At 71.1% G+C, this 19318-nt stretch carries 15 protein-coding genes, 1 tRNA gene, 3 pseudogenes and 1 CRISPR repeat array (1 of these 20 running past the window's edge); of the genes and pseudogenes, 3 read left to right on the top strand and 16 right to left on the bottom strand.

Annotated elements, in window-relative coordinates:
* A CRISPR array of direct repeats spans positions 1-183; the repeat unit is 28 nt; unit sequence CTGGTCCCCGCACGCGCGGGGGTGTTCC; it reaches 1004 nt to the left of the window's first position.
* A 191-nt stretch (positions 184-374) separates the two neighbouring features.
* The 5 genes from OG989_RS18765 to OG989_RS18745 are packed head-to-tail and all read right to left on the bottom strand — an operon-like array spanning position 375 to position 5053.
* Positions 375-833: a Pycsar system effector family protein gene (locus OG989_RS18765; protein ID WP_311411329.1), complete on the bottom strand. Its 459-nt coding sequence runs from the start codon at positions 831-833 to the stop codon at positions 375-377.
* A complete protein-coding gene (locus OG989_RS18760; RefSeq protein ID WP_311411330.1) occupies positions 830-1504 on the bottom strand; it encodes a hypothetical protein in 675 nt (224 codons plus the stop codon). Before OG989_RS18760 ends, OG989_RS18765 begins: the two co-directional genes overlap by 4 nt.
* Positions 1501-3534 carry a hypothetical protein gene (locus OG989_RS18755; RefSeq protein ID WP_311411331.1) on the bottom strand — a complete coding sequence of 678 codons (2034 nt, stop codon included), beginning with the start codon at positions 3532-3534 and terminating at the stop codon, positions 1501-1503. The genes OG989_RS18760 and OG989_RS18755 overlap by 4 nt, the downstream gene beginning before the upstream one ends.
* Positions 3531-4313: a hypothetical protein gene (locus OG989_RS18750; RefSeq protein WP_311411332.1), complete on the bottom strand. Its 783-nt coding sequence runs from the start codon at positions 4311-4313 to the stop codon at positions 3531-3533. Before OG989_RS18750 ends, OG989_RS18755 begins: the two co-directional genes overlap by 4 nt.
* A 38-nt stretch (positions 4314-4351) precedes the next feature.
* Positions 4352-5053 carry a Crp/Fnr family transcriptional regulator gene (locus OG989_RS18745; RefSeq protein ID WP_311411333.1) on the bottom strand — a complete coding sequence of 234 codons (702 nt, stop codon included), beginning with the start codon at positions 5051-5053 and terminating at the stop codon, positions 4352-4354.
* Positions 5054-5567: 514 nt separating this feature from the next.
* Between OG989_RS18745 and OG989_RS18740 the strand changes: the two are divergent.
* Positions 5568-6056 (top strand): annotated as a pseudogene (locus OG989_RS18740) (sensor histidine kinase); the annotation flags it as partial.
* Between the two features lie 121 nt (positions 6057-6177).
* Positions 6178-6843: a tyrosine-type recombinase/integrase gene (locus OG989_RS18735; RefSeq protein ID WP_311411334.1), complete on the top strand. Its 666-nt coding sequence runs from the start codon at positions 6178-6180 to the stop codon at positions 6841-6843.
* A gap of 15 nt (positions 6844-6858) precedes the next feature.
* On the opposite strand, the gene OG989_RS18730 is transcribed toward OG989_RS18735, so the two are convergent.
* The 9 genes and pseudogenes from OG989_RS18730 to ald all read right to left on the bottom strand — a co-directional run bounded on the left by OG989_RS18730 (position 6859) and on the right by ald (position 16160).
* A tRNA-Pro gene (locus OG989_RS18730) sits at positions 6859-6932 on the bottom strand.
* A 197-nt stretch (positions 6933-7129) separates the two neighbouring features.
* Entirely contained in the window at positions 7130-8533 is a 1404-nt protein-coding gene (gene der, locus OG989_RS18725; RefSeq protein ID WP_327027808.1) for a ribosome biogenesis GTPase Der, read from the bottom strand.
* Positions 8530-9210 (bottom strand): (d)CMP kinase, encoded by a 681-nt coding sequence (gene cmk, locus OG989_RS18720; protein ID WP_327027806.1) that lies wholly within the window; start codon positions 9208-9210, stop codon positions 8530-8532. Before cmk ends, der begins: the two co-directional genes overlap by 4 nt.
* Before the next feature lie 157 nt (positions 9211-9367).
* Complete coding sequence (locus tag OG989_RS18715) at positions 9368-10138, bottom strand: pseudouridine synthase (RefSeq protein WP_121397673.1); 771 nt, start codon at positions 10136-10138, stop codon at positions 9368-9370.
* A pseudogene (scpB, locus tag OG989_RS31955) lies at positions 10125-10742 on the bottom strand (SMC-Scp complex subunit ScpB); the annotation flags it as partial. The pseudogene scpB and the gene OG989_RS18715, both read right to left, overlap by 14 nt.
* Before the next feature lie 896 nt (positions 10743-11638).
* Positions 11639-12595, bottom strand: a pseudogene (locus tag OG989_RS18705) (segregation and condensation protein A); the annotation flags it as partial.
* Between the two features lie 53 nt (positions 12596-12648).
* Positions 12649-13572: a ParA family protein gene (locus OG989_RS18700; RefSeq protein ID WP_121397670.1), complete on the bottom strand. Its 924-nt coding sequence runs from the start codon at positions 13570-13572 to the stop codon at positions 12649-12651.
* Positions 13573-14040: 468 nt separating this feature from the next.
* Entirely contained in the window at positions 14041-15030 is a 990-nt protein-coding gene (locus OG989_RS18695; RefSeq protein WP_327031200.1) for a site-specific tyrosine recombinase XerD, read from the bottom strand.
* A gap of 14 nt (positions 15031-15044) precedes the next feature.
* Positions 15045-16160 (bottom strand): alanine dehydrogenase, encoded by a 1116-nt coding sequence (ald, locus tag OG989_RS18690; protein WP_132234416.1) that lies wholly within the window; start codon positions 16158-16160, stop codon positions 15045-15047.
* 226 nt (positions 16161-16386) lie between these two features.
* Here ald and OG989_RS18685 point away from each other — a divergent pair, with 226 nt between their 5' ends.
* Positions 16387-16728: a TM2 domain-containing protein gene (locus OG989_RS18685; RefSeq protein ID WP_327031199.1), complete on the top strand. Its 342-nt coding sequence runs from the start codon at positions 16387-16389 to the stop codon at positions 16726-16728.
* Positions 16729-16792: 64 nt separating this feature from the next.
* Here the strand turns inward: OG989_RS18685 and OG989_RS18680 are convergent, their stop codons facing one another.
* Together OG989_RS18680 and OG989_RS18675 are read right to left on the bottom strand one after the other, a co-directional pair.
* The gene (locus OG989_RS18680) at positions 16793-17398 is read right to left on the bottom strand and encodes an NUDIX domain-containing protein (RefSeq protein ID WP_151455233.1); all 606 of its coding nucleotides are present in this window, start codon (positions 17396-17398) and stop codon (positions 16793-16795) included.
* A gap of 109 nt (positions 17399-17507) precedes the next feature.
* The gene (locus OG989_RS18675; protein ID WP_151455222.1) at positions 17508-19259 is read right to left on the bottom strand and encodes a CTP synthase; all 1752 of its coding nucleotides are present in this window, start codon (positions 19257-19259) and stop codon (positions 17508-17510) included.
* Positions 19260-19318: the final 59 nt, after the last annotated feature.

Genomic DNA, 19318 nt, shown 5'->3' with positions numbered 1-19318 from the left:
CTGGTCTGGTTGGTGGCGGTGAACGTACCGGCGGCTGGTCCCCGCACGCGCGGGGGTGTTCCGATGTATGTCCTGCGGGTGCCGCTGGTCATCGGCTGGTCCCCGCACGCGCGGGGTGTTCCCCGGCGTCGGAACCGCCGACACGGTGTACAGCGCTGGTCCCCGCACGCGCGGGGGTGTTCCCGTTCGAATGTTGCGCCCAGGGAACGTCAGTTAGTGGGATTGATTCGCATCTACCAGTTGCTCGCTGCTCAACGACCCAAAACTGGGCACAGCGCCGGTAGCCGGTGAGCTGGAACGCCTATTTAGAGTAGTCGCGATCCTCGTCCGGTCCGACGGCGGTGAGGGCGACCGTCAGGATTACGAGAAGCACGTCAGGTAATTGCCACGGCCACGAGAGCCACGACGCCGGCCACCAAGGTGCGGATGGACCAAGTGATCCAGGTGAACTTGCGGTATGCCACCATGTTCGCTGCCCAGATCTGTCCGACGATCGCCCGATCAAAAGCGTCTTCGTCGGCCGCCGCCTCCACCCAGGCGCTCACGAAGGCTTCCCGGTCATCGCCGTACCGACGGGCGACGTGGTCGTAGAAGTGCAGTGACCACGCGGATGCCACCTGCCGCCGTGGTGCCAGGGTATAGAGCGCCAGTAACGCGCTGAGCACGATGCAGATGCTGGCGGCTAACAGGACGCCTTTGGCCCAGGAGCCGTGAGCCGACGGCAGTTGCCCGGCGAGAACGCCAGCGGCGGCAAGGACGGCGGCCGCCTTCACATCGGCGAAGCGGATCATCTCGTTCGCCTGTTGCAGGTAGGCTCGTTCGGCTTCCCTCATGAGGCTTCCAGGCTTTCGGCCAGGTCAGGGCGGTCGTACGAGGAGAAGATCTTGCCCAACTGTCCGAGCAGATATCGGCGTTCGCCGTCCTCGAGTCGTCCGAAGAAGTCGTCGATCAGTTTGGCGATCACCAGAAAGCGTGACTCCTCGGCGTCTCCGAACTTTCTTGCGATTCCCTCGAAGTCGATGTTCAGCATCGTGTTCAGTTGGTCTGGGTGGTGGTAGAGCCAGTAGCTGCGGGCAACATCGGGACGGGAGTAGACGCTTTCTCGTAGGTATCGGATCCGTTCCAGCTCGGTCTGCTGCTTTAGGTGTTCGAGGGTGGTCTGACGTCCGATATCCAGGATTGCCTCCGCAGCGGCACGGGCTTGCCGGCTGACCGCCAGATGGACGCGGGCGCCGTAGGCGATCCTGGCGTTGATGTCGTTCTCGGCGTTGCCGGCCTGGGTAACGCAGTATCGGGCGCTCTCCTGGTCGGCCCATTCTGTGAGCTTCTGCCGCGTCGTCCATAGGGCGGCCTGATCGTCTCCATGCCACCGCAGCTGGAAGGTCGCGTCGAACGCGACGTGCGGATGGCAGCTGCGCAGTTCCGCGGAAAAGGTGACCGGCTGTGCGGGTTCCTGGTGTCTCCTCCAGAGGCCCGACAGGCGGCTACGCCAGCTTTCGATCATGAAGCGTCCAGTGGGTTTGCTTGGTGGAATCGCTCGTTGAGTCGGTCACGCAGAGCCCGTGCATCCGGTGCCTGGGCGTCGTGGGCGGTCGGCTGCCAGTCGTACAGCAGGTCGGACATGCGGGCGAAACGGCTGCTAGCACCCTGACCTGCCCCGCCGGCGCGGATCATCAAGTCGGTGATCAGGTCCTCGTACGTGGGTTCGACTGCCGCCGCGTCCAGCCAGCGAAAGAGCGTCTCGCGGAATTCGCCCTGTGGACCTCTGCCTGTGAACAGGAGCGTGAAGGCGTCTACCAGTCCGGTCTGCAGTTCCGGGTCGCCAACCAGCTCGGTGAGGAGAAACCCGGCCTGGTCCGGGGTGTTGGAGATCGCCGCCAGGGCGCGCAGCCCTGCGTCATGCCGCTGGTCCTGTCCGGCCGCCCACGCGATGACCCGCTGTAGTGTCGCCTGCCGGTGCAGCGGTCGTTCCCAGAGCGATCGCACGGCCTCCACGACCTCCTGGGTGACGGCGTCGAGTCCCCGCCCGGCGAGGTTGTTCAGGCGGGTCAGCACCGCCTGCGGATACGCGTCTGCCAGCGCGCCGCCGCAGACTCGGGCCACCGCGCAGAGCAGCGTCAGGCTTCCTGACTGGACGGCCCATTGGTTGAGCCGACCGCGCATCGCCGCACCTGCCTCGGGACTCATCGCAACCGCCGTCATCAGATCGACGACCAGCGGACGCAGGGTCTGGTAACCCCACCATCGTTCGACCAGAATGCGCACTTCGGGTGCATCGGCTCCGGGAAGGGCTAGGGTCACGGCGAGCATGGCCGAGGCCACCTGACCAGCAATGCGGGCGTTGGGGGAACCTCCGCGGCGCATCGGTAGGTCAGACGCCCAGCTCCAGAGGCGGTTACGGAAGCCCTTGGACTGATCACCGTGAACGTAGCGCAGGATCGCGACACCATAGGACGGCAGGGTGAAGAAGATGCGGTGCTCGTCGTCAATCCTGGCCTTGACGTTTTTGGCAAGTTGGCGAATCCCTGGGGCGCCCATGCCGCCACGTACGTCTGCCGGTTCCTCCAGCTTTTCGGCTAGCTTCTCCATGGCGTGCAGAACGTTGGTTGCCTGTCCTCCCTGTAGGAAGGCCAAGGCGATGAGGAAGAGCCGAGTCCGGGGGTCGGCGTACTTTTCAAACCAGGCGACCAGTTCTTCGTCCCAGTTCTGGTATGCCTGGACCGATTTGCGGGCGATCTCGGCCAGGGGTTCCTGCGGGTCACCCGCCGCGGCCCTGATCCGGCGAGACAGCCTCGCGATCTGGGCCGGGGTGGCGCCGTCCAACATCGCTGGCAGTGGCGGCGTCTGGAGCAGCAGATCCACGTCCAGCCAGGCAGGTCCATCGCCCAGGAGGCGGCTCAGCAGCTCCTCGCGTGCGGGAGCGCTGACCGTGAGGACGGTGAAACCGGGAACGTCCTCGGGCCTTTCGAGGCTCTTCCGATCGACCAGGACAACGAGGTACGAGTCGCGCTTCTCCACGGCTTCTCGATAGGCGATTAGCGTCTCCCGCAACCGTCCGTTCCGGTTGCCGGGTGGCACCGTGAGCAGATAGGCGGACCGGCCGTACGATGTCCACGGCACCTTGTCAACCGGCAGGAGTCGCTGCTCGTCGTCGTCGATCGGGATCTCCCGCCGAGGCGAGGAAACGCCGCCGAGAAGCCCCACTGCGGCGGTCCTCCGGCCAGTGCCGGGATCGGCCACCAGCAGAACGTAATGCTGCTCCCGCAGGACCTCGGCCGCTGCCTCCCTGGACAGCCCGCCCGGGCTGTAGACCCGATTCACGAAGGTCGCGATCGTCTCGTCCACGAAGGCGTCGGAGAGCTCGTGGGCGGCCTGGTAGTGCCCGAGCCAGTTGTGGACGTTCTGCACCATGTCCCGGCCGACGCGCGAGGCGACCTGGCCGTTGTTCTCCTCAACGTATAGCGCATCGTCGATGTCGTCGGCGTACGACTCGTCGGTGTCCGGGGCGACGGCCTCGATCGGGGTGGTGGTCATCGGTCACCGCCCCGGTGCTGCATCATGGTCTCGACCGTGGTGGCGACCTGGCCGTTGTTCCGCTTCACCCGCGGTCCAGCAATTTGAGGCCGTACGGGTTTTCCGGCCCTCGGCAGTGGCGGCGACGCGGCCGGCAACACGCCGAGCAGGTTTCCCGAGACCTCCGGGAGGTAGAGCCATGCCTGCCGGCTGAACGCCTTACCGTCGACCGTCGCTGTGACCGGGAGGCAGCGGTCGGGCTGCATGCCGGCGTACCCGGCGGCGATGACGTCTTCGAAGACGCGGTCGGAGAAGATGCAGGCTACGAATGTCACGCGCGGGCTGGCCGCAGCGAGCACGGCCTTCACCGGTGCGGAGTCAAGCAGGCGGTGAGTGTCGTTGCGTGCATCCCCGTTGCCGGTCCAATGGAGGTTTTCCGGGTCGGCAGGCAGCGGCCCGACGTGCAGACTGACCCGCAGTTGAAGGTGCGCCCGCGTCTGGCGGTTGTGCTCGGCGAGGCGCTCCTGAAGCAGACGTGGGAACGGTTCCACCAAGTAGGGCAGGACGCGTGTCGGGAGCCCGACGGCGAAGCCGTCGCCGGTCGGGCCGAGAAACGCTGGGCGTTCCCACTCGGCCGCCAGCCCGGCGTCGGCTAGGGCGTCGCCCACAAGGTCGAGCAGGTTCTTGCTGATTGCCTCGTGGGTGCTTCCTGGTTCGGCGGTGAAGCCCTTGGCGTCCACCGCCAGAATCGCCCGGTACGGTGGCAGATCGGTCGAGCGTGCGAACGGGATGTGTTCCACGGGAGTCCTTTCTCGACGAGGATGGGACCCCCTCAGCGTCAGCCCGTGACAGGCGATTCTCTGCCCAGTTCTGGGCGAAACCCGTGTGACCGGTCGCTCAATGCCGCCAGGTCCAAGATGGTGACCTCGCGCCGCCCAGTGACGAGGATGCCGGCCTCACGCAGGGCGGTCAGCTCGGCGACGACCGCGTTACGCGAGGCGCCGACCAGTTCGGCGAGTTCGGCCTGGGAAAGCCGGATCGCCGGCCCCCCGTCGGCGTGCCGGCTCTCTCGGTCGAGCTGGATCAGCGCCCGGACCAGCCGCTCCCGCACAGGCAGCACGGCCAACGCCGCACGCTGCGCGTCCGAGGCGCGCAACCGGCTCACCGTGTAGGTGGCGAAGCCCACGGCGAACGCAGGCCGGGTCAGGAAGCGCCGGAACTGCGGTCCGGTCAGCAGCCGGGTGACCGTGGTGGTGAGGGCGGTCACGGTGGCCGAGCGGGGCTGCAAGTCGACCGCAGCCAGATCCCCGACGACGTCGCCAGCAGCCCGCAGCGTCAGAATCGCGCAACTGCCGTCGCTTTCCGACCGCACAATCTTGACGCAACCAGCCAGAACCACATGCACGTGCTGGGTGGTGTCGCCCTGACGCAGAAGCACGTCGCGGGGCTCGAAGCGTACGGGGATTCCGGTGTCCTGCACCCGGAGCCACTCGTCCTGCGGAAGATGAGCGACGAGTCCGGATCCAAGATGGCCACGCATGTACAGAAAGGTATCGCCGACGGGCACAGAGGGTGGGGCAGCAGTCACTCTGGCCTTGCTTCCACGCGGGGTGGCGATCCCTCATCAAGGGCTGACGTGACCTTCACCGCCCATTAGGGCTACCAGGGGTGCCCAGGGCAGCGTGCGAAAGCCCAGCTGGCGATGCGCCAACTCTCCGAGCATCTGACCGAGGCGGCACACGGCGTCGTTGAGATCCAGCCCCGCAGGCCACAACCCGCACGGCGCACCGGGCGGACGGTTGCGTCCGTGGAAGTGGTGTACAACTTGCCCGTGATCGGTGTGTTGCGTAGATAGGAGACGGCCCGCCACCCCGAGTGGCCGCAGGCAGGTCGCTGTCCCACCGGATGCGGATGGAGGGCCGCGAGGACGAGTTCCGGGAACTCTCCGACGCGTTCGATTCGATGCTCGAACAGCTCGAATCGCACCTCGCCGAGCAGCAGAGGTTCGCCGCGAACGCCTCCCACGAACTGCGCACCCGCTCGCGATCTCGCGGATGCTCCTCGACGTCGCCCGCCGCGACCCCACCCAGCAGCGCGGCGAACTCATCGAACGTCTGCACACCGTCAACCAGGGGGCGGTCGACCTCACCGAGGCCCTACTGCTGCTCAGCGGTGGCGACCGGGGAAATTTCACCCGTGAGAGCGTCTATCTTTCCCTCGTCGCCGAGGAAGCCGTCGAAACGCTGCTTCCGCTCGCCGAACGGCGTCGGATCACCCTGGACGTCACCGACGGAGCGGCCCGGACCAGCGGCTCCACCGAACTCCTGCTGCGGATGGTGACGAACCTCGTCCAGAACGCCGTCGTCCACAACCTCCCCGCCGGCGGCACCGTTACGGTTCACACCGAGGCGCACGGCGACACGAGCGTGCTGCGGATCGAGAACACCGGTCGTCGGCTCCCACTCGAGTTGGTACCGACGCTCACCGAGCCCTTCCAGCGCGGCACCGAACGCGTCCGCACCGACGAACACGCTGGCGTCGGACTCGGCCTGGCCATCGTGGGCAGCATCGTCCGCGACCACGACGGGACCCTCGACCGGATTTCCGTCGGTGCCCGCGATCACCGAAGCACAGGTCGCCCGCAGGCCGTCGACACAGGAGGAGGTGAAGACCTTCCTGACTGGCAACACGGACGAACGCCTGTATGCCGATTGCCTTCGGTCGCTGATGGGCCTGCGACCCGCAGAGGTGCGCGGGCTGCGATGGTCCGACATCGACTTCGAGGCTGGCACGATCCGGCCGGCGACAACACTCGGACACTCGTCGACGGCGCGATCGAGGAAAAAGGCCAAATCGGCAGCGGGCAGACGTGGCCTGCCGATGCCGGCCATGGTAATGAAGGCGCTGAAGGCGTTCCACACCCGGCAGAAGAAGGAGCGCCTCCAGGCCGGCGACGCCTACATCGCCAGCGGCTACGTCCTGGTCGACGAACTCGGCAGACCGCAGCGCACCGACTGGCTGCGCCGCCGGGTGTACGAACTGATGGCCAAACTCGGAATGCGCAAGGTCCGACCGTACGACGCCCGGCATGCCTGCCTGACATACCTCGCCGACGTCGTGCTCGCCGCCTGGGCCGGCCACGCCGACGTGGGCAACGCTGGCCAAGCGGGTCTACGTCCACCCCGACAGCAGTCACCTCAAGGTGGCCGCCGACCACCTCGAAACACGGCTGTTCGGGTGACGCCAGGACCACAGACTGAAACAGTACGGGCGTACGTGAAACGGAACAGCGAAAGAGCCCTGATCCGAGTAGGTGAATCAAGGCCCTGACCTGCTGTTTTACTGTCGGGACGGCCGGATTCGAACCGACGACCCCTTGACCCCCAGTCAAGTGCGCTACCAAGCTGCGCCACGTCCCGATGCTCCCGCGCGGATCTCCCCGCGACAGCCGGTACAGCTTAGCGCAGGATCTTCGCGCCGTCCGCACTGCCCCCTCCCGCGCCGGAACGCGTCGTACCGCGCACATTCCGCAAACCGTCCTAGGAGGATAGGGAAGTTGATGGCTGCGGAAAAGCCGGGTGGGAGCGTGCTCCCACCCGGCTTCAGATCGGGCGGGTCAGCCGTGCGCCTTGCCCCGGCCGCCGGGGCCGAGCTTCTTGCGGGGGCGTACGGAGATCTCGATCGGGCTGCCCTCGTAGCCGAACTCCTCGCGCAGCTTTCGCTCGACGAACCGCTGGTAGCCGGCGTCCAGCGGAGCCGTGGTGAACAGTACGAAGCGCGGCGGCGCCACGCCCGCCTGGGTGGCGAAGAGGATCTTCGGCGCCCGACCGCCCCGCACCGGGTGCGGGGTCGCCTGCACCAGCGCGGTCAGCCACGAGTTGAGCTGCGCGGTCGGTACGCGGGTCTCCCAGCTGGCCAGGGCCTTGCGCAGCGCCGGCGCGAGCTTGTCGACCGCCCGGCCGGTCTGCGCCGACAGGTTGAGCCGGATCGCCCACGGGATGCGGCGCAGCTCGCGCTCGATCTCCTTGTCCAGGTAGTACCGGCGGTCGGCGTCGACCAGGTCCCACTTGTTGAAGGCGATCACCAGCGCCCGCCCGGCCTCGGTGACCATGGACAGGATCCGCTGGTCCTGCTCGCTGATGGGCTCGCTGGAGTCCAGCAGCACCACGGCGACCTCGGCGGCCTCGATCGCCCCGGCGGTCCGCAGGCTGGCGTAGTACTCGGTGCCGCTGGCCTTGCCGACCCGCTTGCGCAGGCCCGCCGTGTCGACGAGCTGCCAGGTCTCCCCGCCGATCTCGACCAGGCTGTCGACCGGGTCCACGGTGGTGCCGGCGACCGAGTCGACGACCGCCCGCTCCTCGCCCGAGAAGCGGTTGAGCAGGCTGGACTTGCCGACGTTCGGCCGGCCGACGAGGGCCACCCGGCGCGGGCCGCGCGGGCGGTTCTCGACGATCTTCGGGGCCTCCGGCAGCGCGGCCATGATGGCGTCGAGCAGGTCGCCGGAGCCACGTCCGTGCAGCGCCGACACCGGGTACGGCTCACCCAGGCCCAGCGACCACAGCGAGGTGGCCTCCATCTCGATGGTGGTGTTGTCGGCCTTGTTCGCGACCAGGATCACCGGCTTGGCGCTGCGGCGCAGCATCCGTACGGCCGCCTCGTCCACGTCCGTCGAGCCGACCATCGCGTCGACCACGAACAGCACCACGTCGGCCGTGACGACCGCCGTCTCGGCCTGCGCCGCGATGGCGGCGGCCCGGTCCTTGGCGTCGGGCTCCCAGCCGCCGGTGTCCACCACGGTGAACTGCCGGCCGGCCCACTGCGCGTCGTACGGCACCCGGTCCCGGGTGACCCCGGGGACGTCCTCGACGACCGCCTGACGGCGACCGATGATCCGGTTGACCAGGGTCGACTTGCCCACGTTGGGGCGGCCGACCACGGCCACGACCGGCTGCGGACCGGTCGGCTCCTCGGTGTCTACGTCCGGTTCCCGCAGCTCGATCCACCCGTCGGTGTCGGTCATGCCACACCCCGATCGGTCAGCAGGTCGCGCAGGCGCCCGACGACCTCGTCGATGCCCAACTCGGTGGTGTCCAGCACCACGGCGTCGGCGGCCTGGGTCAGCGGGTCGGCCTTGCGCGTCGAGTCGAGCCGGTCCCGCCGGGCCAGGTCGGCCGCCGTCGCCGCCACGTCGGTGGCGTCCTCGGCGCTGCGTCGGGCGGCCCGGGCCGCCTCGGAGGCGGTGAGGTAGACCTTCAGGTCGGCGTCCGGGGCCACCACGGACCCGATGTCGCGGCCCTCGACCACGATCCGGCCGGCATTGGTGATCATCTCCTGTTGCCGGGTGACCAGCAGCGCGCGCACCGCCGGCACGGCGGCCACGGCGGAGACCGCCGCGGTCACCTCCGGCCCGCGGATCTCGGCGTCGACGTTCACGCCGTCGGCGGTCACGCCGTACCCCTGCGGGTCGGTGCCGATGCGCAGGTCCACCTCGCCGGCGACCTTGGCCACCGACTCGGCGTCGGTCAGGTCGACCCCCGAGCGCAGCACCGCCCAGGTGATGGCGCGGTACATGGCGCCGGTGTCGAGATAGCGGGCACCGAGGCCGACGGCGAGCCGCCGGGAGACGGTGGACTTACCCGAACCGGACGGTCCGTCCACAGCGACCACACATCGCCCGGCCCGTTCGTTTTCCTCCACCGTCGTCCTCCTCAGCCCGTACCTCACGAAACACCGGATGTGTCGCGAGCGGTTGTCCAAACGTTCTCAATGATGCCCGGCGTCGCGCCGCCCGGTGGGCGCCGCCCGCGCCGGGCCGCCAGGGAGCCTACCGGCAGCCGTACCCCGAACTCGGGGGTCAGTCACCCACGGCCTTGAACAGGGCGGCGACCTCCGCGTTGGTCAGCCGCCGCGTCCGCCCGGCGCGCAGGTCGCCCAGCCGGATCGGCCCGATCGCGGTACGCACCAGCCGGCTCACCGGATGGCCCGCCTCGCCGAGCAGGCGGCGGACGATGTGCTTGCGTCCCTCGTGCAGGCTCAGCTCCACCTGGGCGGTCCGTCCCAGCGTGTCCACCACCCGGAAGGAGTCGACCTTCGCCGGCCCGTCCTCGAGTTCCACGCCGGCCATCAGCCGCTTGCCGAGGTTGCGCGGGATCGGCCCGGACACCTCGCACAGGTACGTCTTCTGCACCCCGTACGACGGGTGCATCAGCTTGTGCGCGAGGGTGCCGTCGTTGGTGAGCAGCAGCAGGCCCTCGCTGTCGGCGTCGAGCCGCCCGACGTGGTAGACCCGCTGCTCCACCCGGTTGCCGAGGAAGTCGGCGAGCGCCGTGCGGCCCTTCTCGTCGGCCATCGTGGAGACGACCCCGCGGGGCTTGTTCATGGCCAGGTAGACCAGTCGGGTGTCGGCGACGAGGCGCTCGCCGTCGACGTGGATCACGGCGGTGGCGGGGTCGACCTTGTCGCCGAGCTGGGCGACCCGGCCGTCGACGGTGACCCGGCGACGGAAGATCAGGTCCTCGCAGGCGCGCCGGGAACCCACGCCGGCGGCGGCCAGCACCTTCTGCAGGCGCTCGGCCCCCTCGAAGGCGGGCGCGTCGGGGCGGGGCGTGCGGTCATCGCGTGGCATCGGCAAGCTCTTCTACGTCGTCGGGAAGGAACGGGGCCAGCGGCGGGAGGTCGTCGACGCTGTTCAGCCCGAGCTTCTCCAGGAACATCGTGGTGGTCCGGTAGAGGAACGCCCCGCTGTCCGGTTCGGTGCCGCACTCCTCGACCAACCCGCGGGAGACCAGGGTACGGATCACCCCGTCGCAGTTGACACCCCGGATGGCGGAGATCCGCGACCGCGTCACGGGCTGCTTGTAGGCGACCACGGCCAGTGTCTCCAGCGCGGCCTGGGTCAGCCGCACGGACTGCCCGTCCAGTACGAACCGTTCCACGTAGGTGGCGTATTCCGGGCGGGTGTAGAGACGCCAGCCACCCGCGGCCCGGCGCAGCTCGAAGCCGTGTCCGGCGGCCGTGTAGCCCGCGGCGATCTCGTCCAGCACCGGCCCGATCCGCTCGGCGGGCTGCTCCAGCACCTGGGCGAGGACCAGCTCGCTGACCGGCTCGTCCACCACCAGCAGGATCGCCTCCAGCGCCCCGCGCAGCTCCGCGTCGTCGAGTTCCGGCGCCGGCTCGGGCACCGCCCGCCGCCGCCCCGCCGGCCCCTTCGCGGGTACGCCCCCCGTCGGTCCCCGCCCCGCCGACCCGACCGCAGCCCCGCTCTCCCCCGCCGGTCCCCTTCCCGCCGACCCGACCGCGGCCCCGCTCTCCCCCGCCGACCCTGCTGGCCCCGCCGACCCGGCCACCGGTGCCGACCCCGCCGGGCCGACCGCCGATGCCGGCTCCTCAGGCCCTGCCGCCGGTGCCGGCGCTTCAAGCCCAGCCGCCGATGCCGGCTCCTCAGGTCCTGCCGGCTCCCTGGGCTGATCCCCGTTGGCAGTCGCCGCGCCCGAGCCCACCTCCGCGCCGGGCGCGGCGTCGGAATCCTCGAAGCCCGCCCCCGCGCCCGCCTCCCGTGCGGCGTCGGAGTCCTCGGAGATCTTGGTAGGTTCAGGCCCCTCAGGGGGCGCGGAACTACCAAGATCTCCGGCTTCGGGGGCCGCGGCGGGGGTCGTGGGGCGCTGCCAGGGCGGCACCCAGGCGGCGGCCTGGTCGGCCAGGGAGTCCCGACGCTCGTCGCTGCTCATCCCGCTCGCTCCTCCGGCGTCGCCGCCCCGCTCTCGTCCGCCGCCACACCCGGCGACGTCCCGCTCTCCACCACCGCCACACCCGACGCCGCCCCGCTGTCAGCCTCTGCCGTTCCGGCGTCGGCCACCGAACCGACGTCCGCCACCGCAGGCGGCGCCGAGCCGTTGTCGACCACCGATTCGGTGTCCGCCGTCGCACCCGGCATCGAGTCGCTGTCGAGCACGGCCGGCCCGGCGTCCGCCGCCGATGCGGTGTCGGCCGGCAGCGCACCTGCGACCGCGTCTGAGCCGCTCTCGTCCGCCGTGCCGTCCCACACCGGCCGCCGCTCGGCCGCCGCCGGCAGCGGGCCGGAGCCCGCCGGCTCGGCCAACGTCGAGGCCGACTCGGCCATGCCGTCCGACACCGGCCGCCGCTCGGTCGACGCGGCCGGCAACGGATCGGAGCCCGCCGACTCGGGCGGGGTGCCGGCGTACTCGTCGACGTGCAGGTCGGGGCCGCCGTCGGCGGGACCGGTCCAGCGTACGGTCAGCTCCTCCAGGGCCTGCTCCTGAACGAAGGCGACCAGGCCCTCCCGGTAGAGCTCCAGCAGGGCCAGGAACCGGGCCACCACCTCCAGGGTGGCCTCGCAGTCGGCGCAGAGCAGCGAGAAGGTGGCCGTGCCGACCCGGCGCAGCCGCTCGGTGAGGATGCCCGCGTGCTCCCGGACGCTGACCCGGACCATGTGCACGTGGGCGATGGAGACCTCGGGCACCGGCTTCGGCGTCATCGCCCTGACCGCCAGCTTCAGCAGCCGTTCCGGGCCGATGCCGAGCACCAGGTCGGGCAGCGCGTCGGCGTACCGGGCCTCCAGGGTGACCGCGCGGGGGTAGCGCCGGCCGCCGACCTCCTCCAGCGCGGCGATGTGCGCCGCCGCCTCCTTGTACGCCTTGTACTGCAACAGCCGGGCGAAGAGCAGGTCCCGCGCCTCCAGCAGCGCGAGGTCCTCCTCGTCCTCGACCTCGGCGGCGGGCAGCAGCCGGGCCGCCTTCAGGTCGAGCAGCGTCGCGGCGATGAGCAGGAACTCGCTGGCCTCGTCCAGGTCCCACTGGTCGCCCATCGCGCGGATGTAGGCGATGAACTCGTCGGTGACCCGGTGCAGCGCCACCTCGGTCACGTCGAGCTTGTGCTTGCCGATGAGCTGGAGCAGCAGGTCGAACGGGCCGGTGAAGTTCGCCAGCCGGACGGTGAACCCGCCGCTCTCCACCGCCGCCTCGGGCACGCCGGCCGGATCCGTCGGCACCTCGGCGACGGCCTCGGCGGCCCGTACGGGCGGCTGCTCCGGCGTCGTCGGAGGGTCGAGGGGTGGCGCGGTCACCGGAAGACCGTAGTCCACGCCCCGGCCGGCTCGACGCGAAGGTGCACGCCGGCCTACCGCTCGGCCTGGGCGGCGATCACCTCGCGGGCCAGCTGACGGTAGTTGCGGGCGCCGGACGAGGCCGGGTCGAGCGTGGTGATCGGGGCACCGGCGACGGTGGACTCGGGGAACTTGACGGTCTTGGTGATCACCGTCTGGTAGACCTTGTCGCCGAAGGCCTCCACCACCCGCTGGAGCACCTGGCGGCAGTGGGTGGTGCGGCTGTCGTACATGGTGGCGAGGATGCCCTCGAGCTCCAGGTCGAAGTTGAGCCGCTCGCGCACCTTGTCGATGGTGTCCAGCAGCAGGGCCACCCCGCGCAGGCTGAAGAACTCGCACTCCAGCGGGATGAGCACGCCGTGCGCCACGGTCAGCGCGTTGATCGCCAGCAGGCCCAGCGAGGGCTGGCAGTCGATCAGGATGTAGTCGTACTCCTTGCGGACCGACCGGAGCACACGGGCCAGGGCCATCTCCCGGGCGACCTCGTTGACCAGCTGGATCTCGGCCGCGGAGAGGTCGATGTTGGCGGGCAGCAGGTGCAGCCCCGCCACGTCGGTCTTGATCAGGACGTCCTCGGCGGTGACGTCGTCCTGCATGAGCAGGTTGTAGACCGACAGGTCGAGGTTGTGCGGGTTGACCCCCAGCCCGACCGAGAGGGCGCCCTGCGGGTCGAAGTCGACAAGCAGCACCTTGCGGCCGTACTCGGCCAGTGCGGCGCCCAGGTTGATGGTCGTGGTGGTCTTGCCCACACCACCCTTCTGGTTGGCCATCGCGATGATCCGCGCCGGGCCGTGCCGGTCGGTCGGCATCGGCTCGGGAATCGGCTTACGCATCGTGTATGCCGCCGGATCCGCCGGACCGAGATCCGCCCCGAGCGTGGCCTGCTGCTCGCGGAGCTCCGACGTCCAGGTCTCGGCACGGTCACCGTTGCCAGCCATGTGCTCGTTGCCCCCTCCCGACGGCCACCCGGCGTCGGAGCCGTCCGACGTCCTTCGCGGCGCCGCTGCGCACCCCGGTCTGCATCACCATCGCCCCAGGAGGTCCGCGCCGATGCCGACTGTACGCCACCGCCCGGCGGCCCGGTCGCACCCGCTCGGCGTGTCGCCGCCCCGCCGACCAGGCCAGCCACCGGCGGCGTGCTGCGCGCGCCGCCCCGGACACCGTCGCGCTGCCCCTGCCGGCCGGCGGCGATCACCCTGGCGGGCCGCCCGGCGGTCGGTCCCGCGCCTGGGCCGGGGCCGAGCGGCGGCCGGAGCCGGGGCCGAGCCGGGGGCGGAGCCTGGCGGGGCCGGGGCCAGAGCCGGGCGGGGCCGGGGCCGGGCGGGGCCGGGGCCGGGCGGGGTCGGGGCCGGGCGGGGTCGGGGCCGGGCGGGGTCGGGGCCGGGCGGGGTCGGGGCCGGGCGGGGTCAACCCCGCGCCCGGGGATGGGCGGTGGCGTACACCTCGCGCAGCCGCTCGACCGTGACCAGGGTGTAGACCTGGGTGGTGGTCACCGAGGCGTGGCCGAGCAGTTCCTGCACCACCCGTACGTCCGCGCCGCCGTCGAGCAGGTGGGTGGCGTAGGAGTGGCGCAGGGTGTGCGGGGAGACCGCCTCCGGGCCGTCCACCGGCAGCCCGGCCCGCTGGGCGGCGCGTCGCAGGATGGTCCACGCGCCCTGCCGGGTCAACGCGCCGCCGCGGGCGTTGAGGAAGACCGCCGGGGTGCCCCGGCCGGCGGCGGCGAGCCCGGGGCGGGCCCGCACCAGCCAGGCCCGCACCGCCTCGACGGCGTACCCCCCGACCGGGACGAGCCGGGTGCGGCCGCCCTTGCCGCGCAGCAGCACGGTGCCCTCGTCCACGTCCAGGTCGTCCACGGCGGCGCCGACCGCCTCGGAGATCCGCGCCCCGGTGCCGTACAGGAACTCCAACAGCGCCCGGTCACGCAGCGCGAGCGGCGCCTGGTCGCCGGCGGCGGTCAGCGACCCGGCGGTCTCCAGCAGCCGCACCACGGCGTCGGCCGGCAGCGCGCGGGGCAGCCGGCGCGGCGGCGTGGGCGGGCGGACGTCCCGGCTCGGGTCGGCGCCGGCCAGCCCCTCACGCAGCGCGAACCGGTGCAGGCCGCGTACCGCGCTGGCCGCCCGCGCGGCGGAGGCGACCGCGAGCGGCGGATGCTCCTCGTCGCCGGCGCGCAGCCGGGCCAGGTGCGCCTCGACCTGCCCCGGGCCGACGGCGGCCAGGTCCGGCACGCCGGCCGCCGCCAGGGTGGCCAGGTAGCGCTCCAGGTCCCGCCGGTACGACGCGAGCGTGTTCGCCGACAGTCCCCGTTCGACGGTGAGGTGGTCGAGGTAGCCGCGGACGGCACGACGCAGGGCCGGCGCGGGCTCCACGCCCGCGCCGGCCCCGTCCGGTGTGCCGATCAGCCCGCCACCCCTCAGGCCAGTGCGTCGGCCAGCGCGAGGGGCGCCATGCCGTGCGCCTCGGCGACCGGGCCGTAGGTGACCTGCCCGTCGTGGGTGTTCAGGCCCAGCGCCAGGGCCGGGTCGCGACGCAGCGCCTCGCGCCAGCCGTGGTTGGCCAGCTCCAGCGCGTACGGCAGGGTGACGTTGGTCAGCGCGTAGGTGCTGGTGTGCGGCACCGCGCCCGGCATGTTCGCCACGCAGTAGAAGATCGAGTCGTGCACCTGGTAGGTCGGCTCGGCGTGCGTGGTGGGACGCGAGTCCTCGAAGCAGCCACCCTGGTCGATGGAGATGTCGACAAGCACGCTGCCCGGCTTCATCCGGGAGACCAGCTCGTTGGAGATCAGGGTCGGGGCCTTCGCGCCGGGCACCAGCACCGCGCCGATGACGAGGTCCGCGTCCAGCACGGCCCGCTCGATCTCGTACGCGTTGGAGGCGACCGTCTGCAGGTGGCCCCGGTAGATGGCGTCGGCCTGGCGCAGCCGGGCGACGTTCTTGTCCAGCAGCAGCACCTCGGCCTGCAGGCCGAGCGCGATCGCGGCGGCGTTCATGCCGGAGACGCCGGCGCCGATGACCACCGTCTTCGCGGCGTACACGCCGGAGACGCCGCCCATCAGGATGCCGCGCCCGCCGCCCTGCCGCTGAAGGTGGTAGGCGCCCACCTGCGGGGCGAGGCGACCGGCCACCTCGGACATCGGGGCGAGCAGCGGCAGCGACCGGTCGGGCAGTTCGACGGTCTCGTACGCGATGCCGGTGACCTTGCGGTCGACCAGCGCGTCGGTGCACGCCTTCGAGGCGGCCAGGTGCAGGTAGGTGAAGAGCACCTGCCCCTCACGCATCCGGTGGTACTCCTCGGCGATCGGCTCCTTGACCTTGAGCACCAGCTCGGCGGTCTCCCACACCTCGTCGGCGGTGGCCAGGATCTTGGCACCGGCGGCGGCGAACTCGTCGTCGCCGATGCTGGACCCGACGCCGGCGCCGGACTCGACGAAGACCTGGTGACCGCTGCGGACGAACTCGTTGACGCCCGCCGGCGTGATCGCCACGCGGTACTCGTGGTTCTTGACCTCGCGTGGGATTCCGACCTTCACGATGCAGACACCTCTCTTCGGGGCTGCGCTCCCCCGACTGCGCGGTGCCACGACGGCCCCTTTGCCGCCGCGGTCCACCGGTCCCGCCGGCGGCAGTCTAGGCGCGTCGCCGCCCCCGATGAGGCAGCACAGTGACATCCGGTGCCCGCACCCGCTGACGATGTGTCAGGCGTGAACCGGGCCGGCGGTGGGACCCGCGCCTCAGCCGTCAGGACAGTGTTCATCCATTATCGTCCCACTCTTCGGGTGCCGCTGCGGACAGGAGAGCAGTGGATCACTAGGGTGTCGCCTCATGACCACACCTCCTTACCAGCCCGGCTTCCCCAACCAGCCCGGGTACCCGTCGGGTGTCTCCGACAAGAGCAAGGTCGTCGCGGGCGTCCTGCAGATCGTGCTGGGCACCTTCGGCGTCGGCCGCTTCTACATGGGCGACACCAAGACCGGCGTCATCCAGCTCATCGTGTCCCTCGTGACGTGCGGCATCGGCGGCATCTGGGGCCTCGTCGACGGCGTCCTGATCCTGATCAACGGTGGCGTCGACGGGCAGGGCCGGCCGCTGCGCGACTGACGACCCGGAACGACGAAAGGGGCCGTGCGGACGTACCGCACGGCCCCTTCACGTTCTTCCCGGCTCAGCCCGGCAGGGGCGCGTCGGCCCGGCGCAGCGCCGACCAGCCGGTGTCGCGGGCCCGGGCGGCGGCGAGCAGCCCGGCCACGCAGGAGGCGTTGGTGATCTCGCCCGCGAGGACCATGCGGACCGCCTCGTCCAGGTCGATGCGGACGACCTGGAGGTCGGCCTCCTCCTCGTGACGCTCGTGCCGCTGCTCCGCCGGCACGTCGGCCAGGTCCCGGGCCAGGAAGACCCGGACCAGCTCGTTGGTGAAGCCCGGTGAGCTGTGCAGGTCCACCAGGACGTCGATGCGCCCCGCGGTGAGGTCGACCTCCTCGGCCAGCTCCCGGACCGCGGCGGCGGCCAGGTCCTCGCCGGAGACGTCCGTCAGCCCGGCCGGCAGCTCCCACAGGTGCCGCCCCACCGGGTGCCGGTACTGGCGGATCAGCACCACCTGGCCGGCGGAGTCGAGCGCCACCACGGCGACCGCGCCGACGTGCCGGACGAAGTCGCGGACCCCCGTCCCGCCGCCCGGCATGGTCACCTCCTCGCTGACCACGTCGAAGATCCGACCCCGGTAGCGCTCGGTGCGCGAGCGCACCTCGTAGCGGTGCTCGACGGCGCGCACGCCGCTGTCGGGCCCGGTGCCCCGCTCGCTCACGCCGCCGCCCCGCTTCGCGTGCCAGCGGCGCGAGGCGCCGCGCTGCGGTGCCCGATGGTTCGCTCGCTACGCTCGCTCACGAGGCCGACGTCGCCTTCGCGGCGGCGCCACCGTTGCGGGCGGCGTTCTGCGCCGCCGCGCTCTCGGCGGCCTCCAGGTCGACGGGGAGCTGGTCGGCCTCCGAGTAGGCCACCGCCGCCTTCACGAAGGAGGCGAACAGCGGGTGCGGCCGGGTCGGCCGGCTCTTCAGCTCCGGGTGCGCCTGGGTGGCCACGAAGAACGGGTGCAGGTCCCGGTCCAACTCGATGAACTCGACCAGCCGCCCGTCGGGCGAGGTGCCGGAGATGTGCAGGCCCGCCTTGGTCAGCGCGTCGCGGTAGGCGTTGTTCACCTCGTACCGGTGCCGGTGCCGCTCGCTGACCTCGGTGCTGCCGTACGCCTCGGCGACCAGCGAGCCCTCGGCGAGCGCCGCCGGGTACGCGCCCAGCCGCATGGTGCCGCCCAGGTCGCCCCTGCCGGCCACGATGTCCTCCTGGTCGGCCATGGTGGCGATGACCGGGTGCGCGGCCTCCTCGTCGAACTCCAGCGAGTTGGCGCCGTCGAGGCCGGCCAGGTGCCGGGCCACGTCGATGGTCATGCACTGCAGGCCGAGGCAGAGGCCGAGCAGCGGGATGCCGTTCTCCCGGGCGTACCGGGCGGTGCCGATCTTGCCCTCGATGCCGCGCACCCCGAAGCCGCCGGGGATGACGATGCCGTCGACGCCGGCCAGGGCGGCTGCCGCGCCGGACGGGGTGACGCACTCGTCGCTGGGCACCCAGCGCAGCTGCACCCGGGACCGGTGGCCGAAGCCGGCGGCCCGGATCGCCTCGCTGACCGACAGGTACGCGTCGGGCAGGTCGACGTACTTGCCGACCACGGCGACGGTGACGGTGTGCCGGGGCTGGTGCACCCGGTCCAGCAGGTCGTCCCAGCTGGCCCAGTCGACGTCCCGGAAGGAGAGGCCGAGCCGGCGCACCACGTACGCGTCGAGGCCCTCGCGGTGCAGCACCTTCGGGATGTCGTAGATGCTCGGCGCGTCCGGGGCGGCGGTGACGGCCTCGCGGTCGACGTCGCAGTAGAGCGACAGCTTCTGCTTGACCTTGTCGGGGATCTCCCGGTCGCAGCGCAGCACCAGCGCGTCGGGCTGGATGCCGATGCTGCGCAGCTGGGCCACCGAGTGCTGGGTCGGCTTCGTCTTCAGCTCGCCCGACGGCGCCAGGTACGGCACCAGCGAGACGTGCAGGTAGAAGCAGTTGTCGCGGCCCAGGTCGTGGCGGACCTGGCGGATCGACTCCAGGAACGGCAGCGACTCGATGTCGCCGACGGTGCCGCCGACCTCGGTGATCACCACGTCCGGAACCTGGCCGTCGTCGTCCGGGTCGGCCATCGCCAGGATCCGCGACTTGATCTCGTTGGTGATGTGCGGGATGACCTGGACGGTGTCGCCCAGGTACTCGCCGCGCCGCTCCTTGGCGATCACCTCCGAGTAGATCTGCCCGGTGGTGACGTTCGCCTTGCCGGAGAGCGCCCGGTCCAGGAACCGCTCGTAGTGCCCGACGTCAAGGTCGGTCTCGGCGCCGTCCTCGGTGACGAAGACCTCGCCGTGCTGGAACGGGTTCATCGTCCCCGGGTCGACGTTGAGGTAGGGGTCGAGCTTCTGCATGACCACGCGCAGGCCGCGCGCGGTGAGCAGGTTGCCGAGGCTGGAGGCGGTGAGGCCCTTACCCAGCGAGGAGGCGACTCCCCCGGTGACGAAAATGTGCCTGGTCGTCCGTGCTGAAGGGGCCAAGGCCTGCTCCCGTGTCGTCCGTCGCGGTCGTGCAGACCGCCGTGCCGATCAGCCAAGTG

This window comes from Micromonospora sp. NBC_01740, assembly GCF_035920365.1.
GTDB classification, from domain to species: domain Bacteria; phylum Actinomycetota; class Actinomycetes; order Mycobacteriales; family Micromonosporaceae; genus Micromonospora; species Micromonospora reichwaldensis.
This window is presented reverse-complemented; position numbering and strand designations above follow the sequence as displayed.

What these genes read in the sequence shown, in the direction of transcription:
- OG989_RS18745 (WP_311411333.1), bottom strand. Translation starts at nt 5,053, where the DNA reads ATGCGTGGCCATCTTGGATCCGGACTCGTCGCTCATCTTCCGCAGGAC.
- OG989_RS18700 (WP_121397670.1), bottom strand. Translation starts at nt 13,572, where the DNA reads ATGGCTGGCAACGGTGACCGTGCCGAGACCTGGACGTCGGAGCTCCGC.
- der (WP_327027808.1), bottom strand. Translation starts at nt 8,533, where the DNA reads ATGACCGACACCGACGGGTGGATCGAGCTGCGGGAACCGGACGTAGAC.
- OG989_RS18760 (WP_311411330.1), bottom strand. Translation starts at nt 1,504, where the DNA reads ATGATCGAAAGCTGGCGTAGCCGCCTGTCGGGCCTCTGGAGGAGACAC.
- OG989_RS18755 (WP_311411331.1), bottom strand. Translation starts at nt 3,534, where the DNA reads ATGACCACCACCCCGATCGAGGCCGTCGCCCCGGACACCGACGAGTCG.
- OG989_RS18715 (WP_121397673.1), bottom strand. Translation starts at nt 10,138, where the DNA reads ATGCCACGCGATGACCGCACGCCCCGCCCCGACGCGCCCGCCTTCGAG.
- OG989_RS18765 (WP_311411329.1), bottom strand. Translation starts at nt 833, where the DNA reads ATGAGGGAAGCCGAACGAGCCTACCTGCAACAGGCGAACGAGATGATC.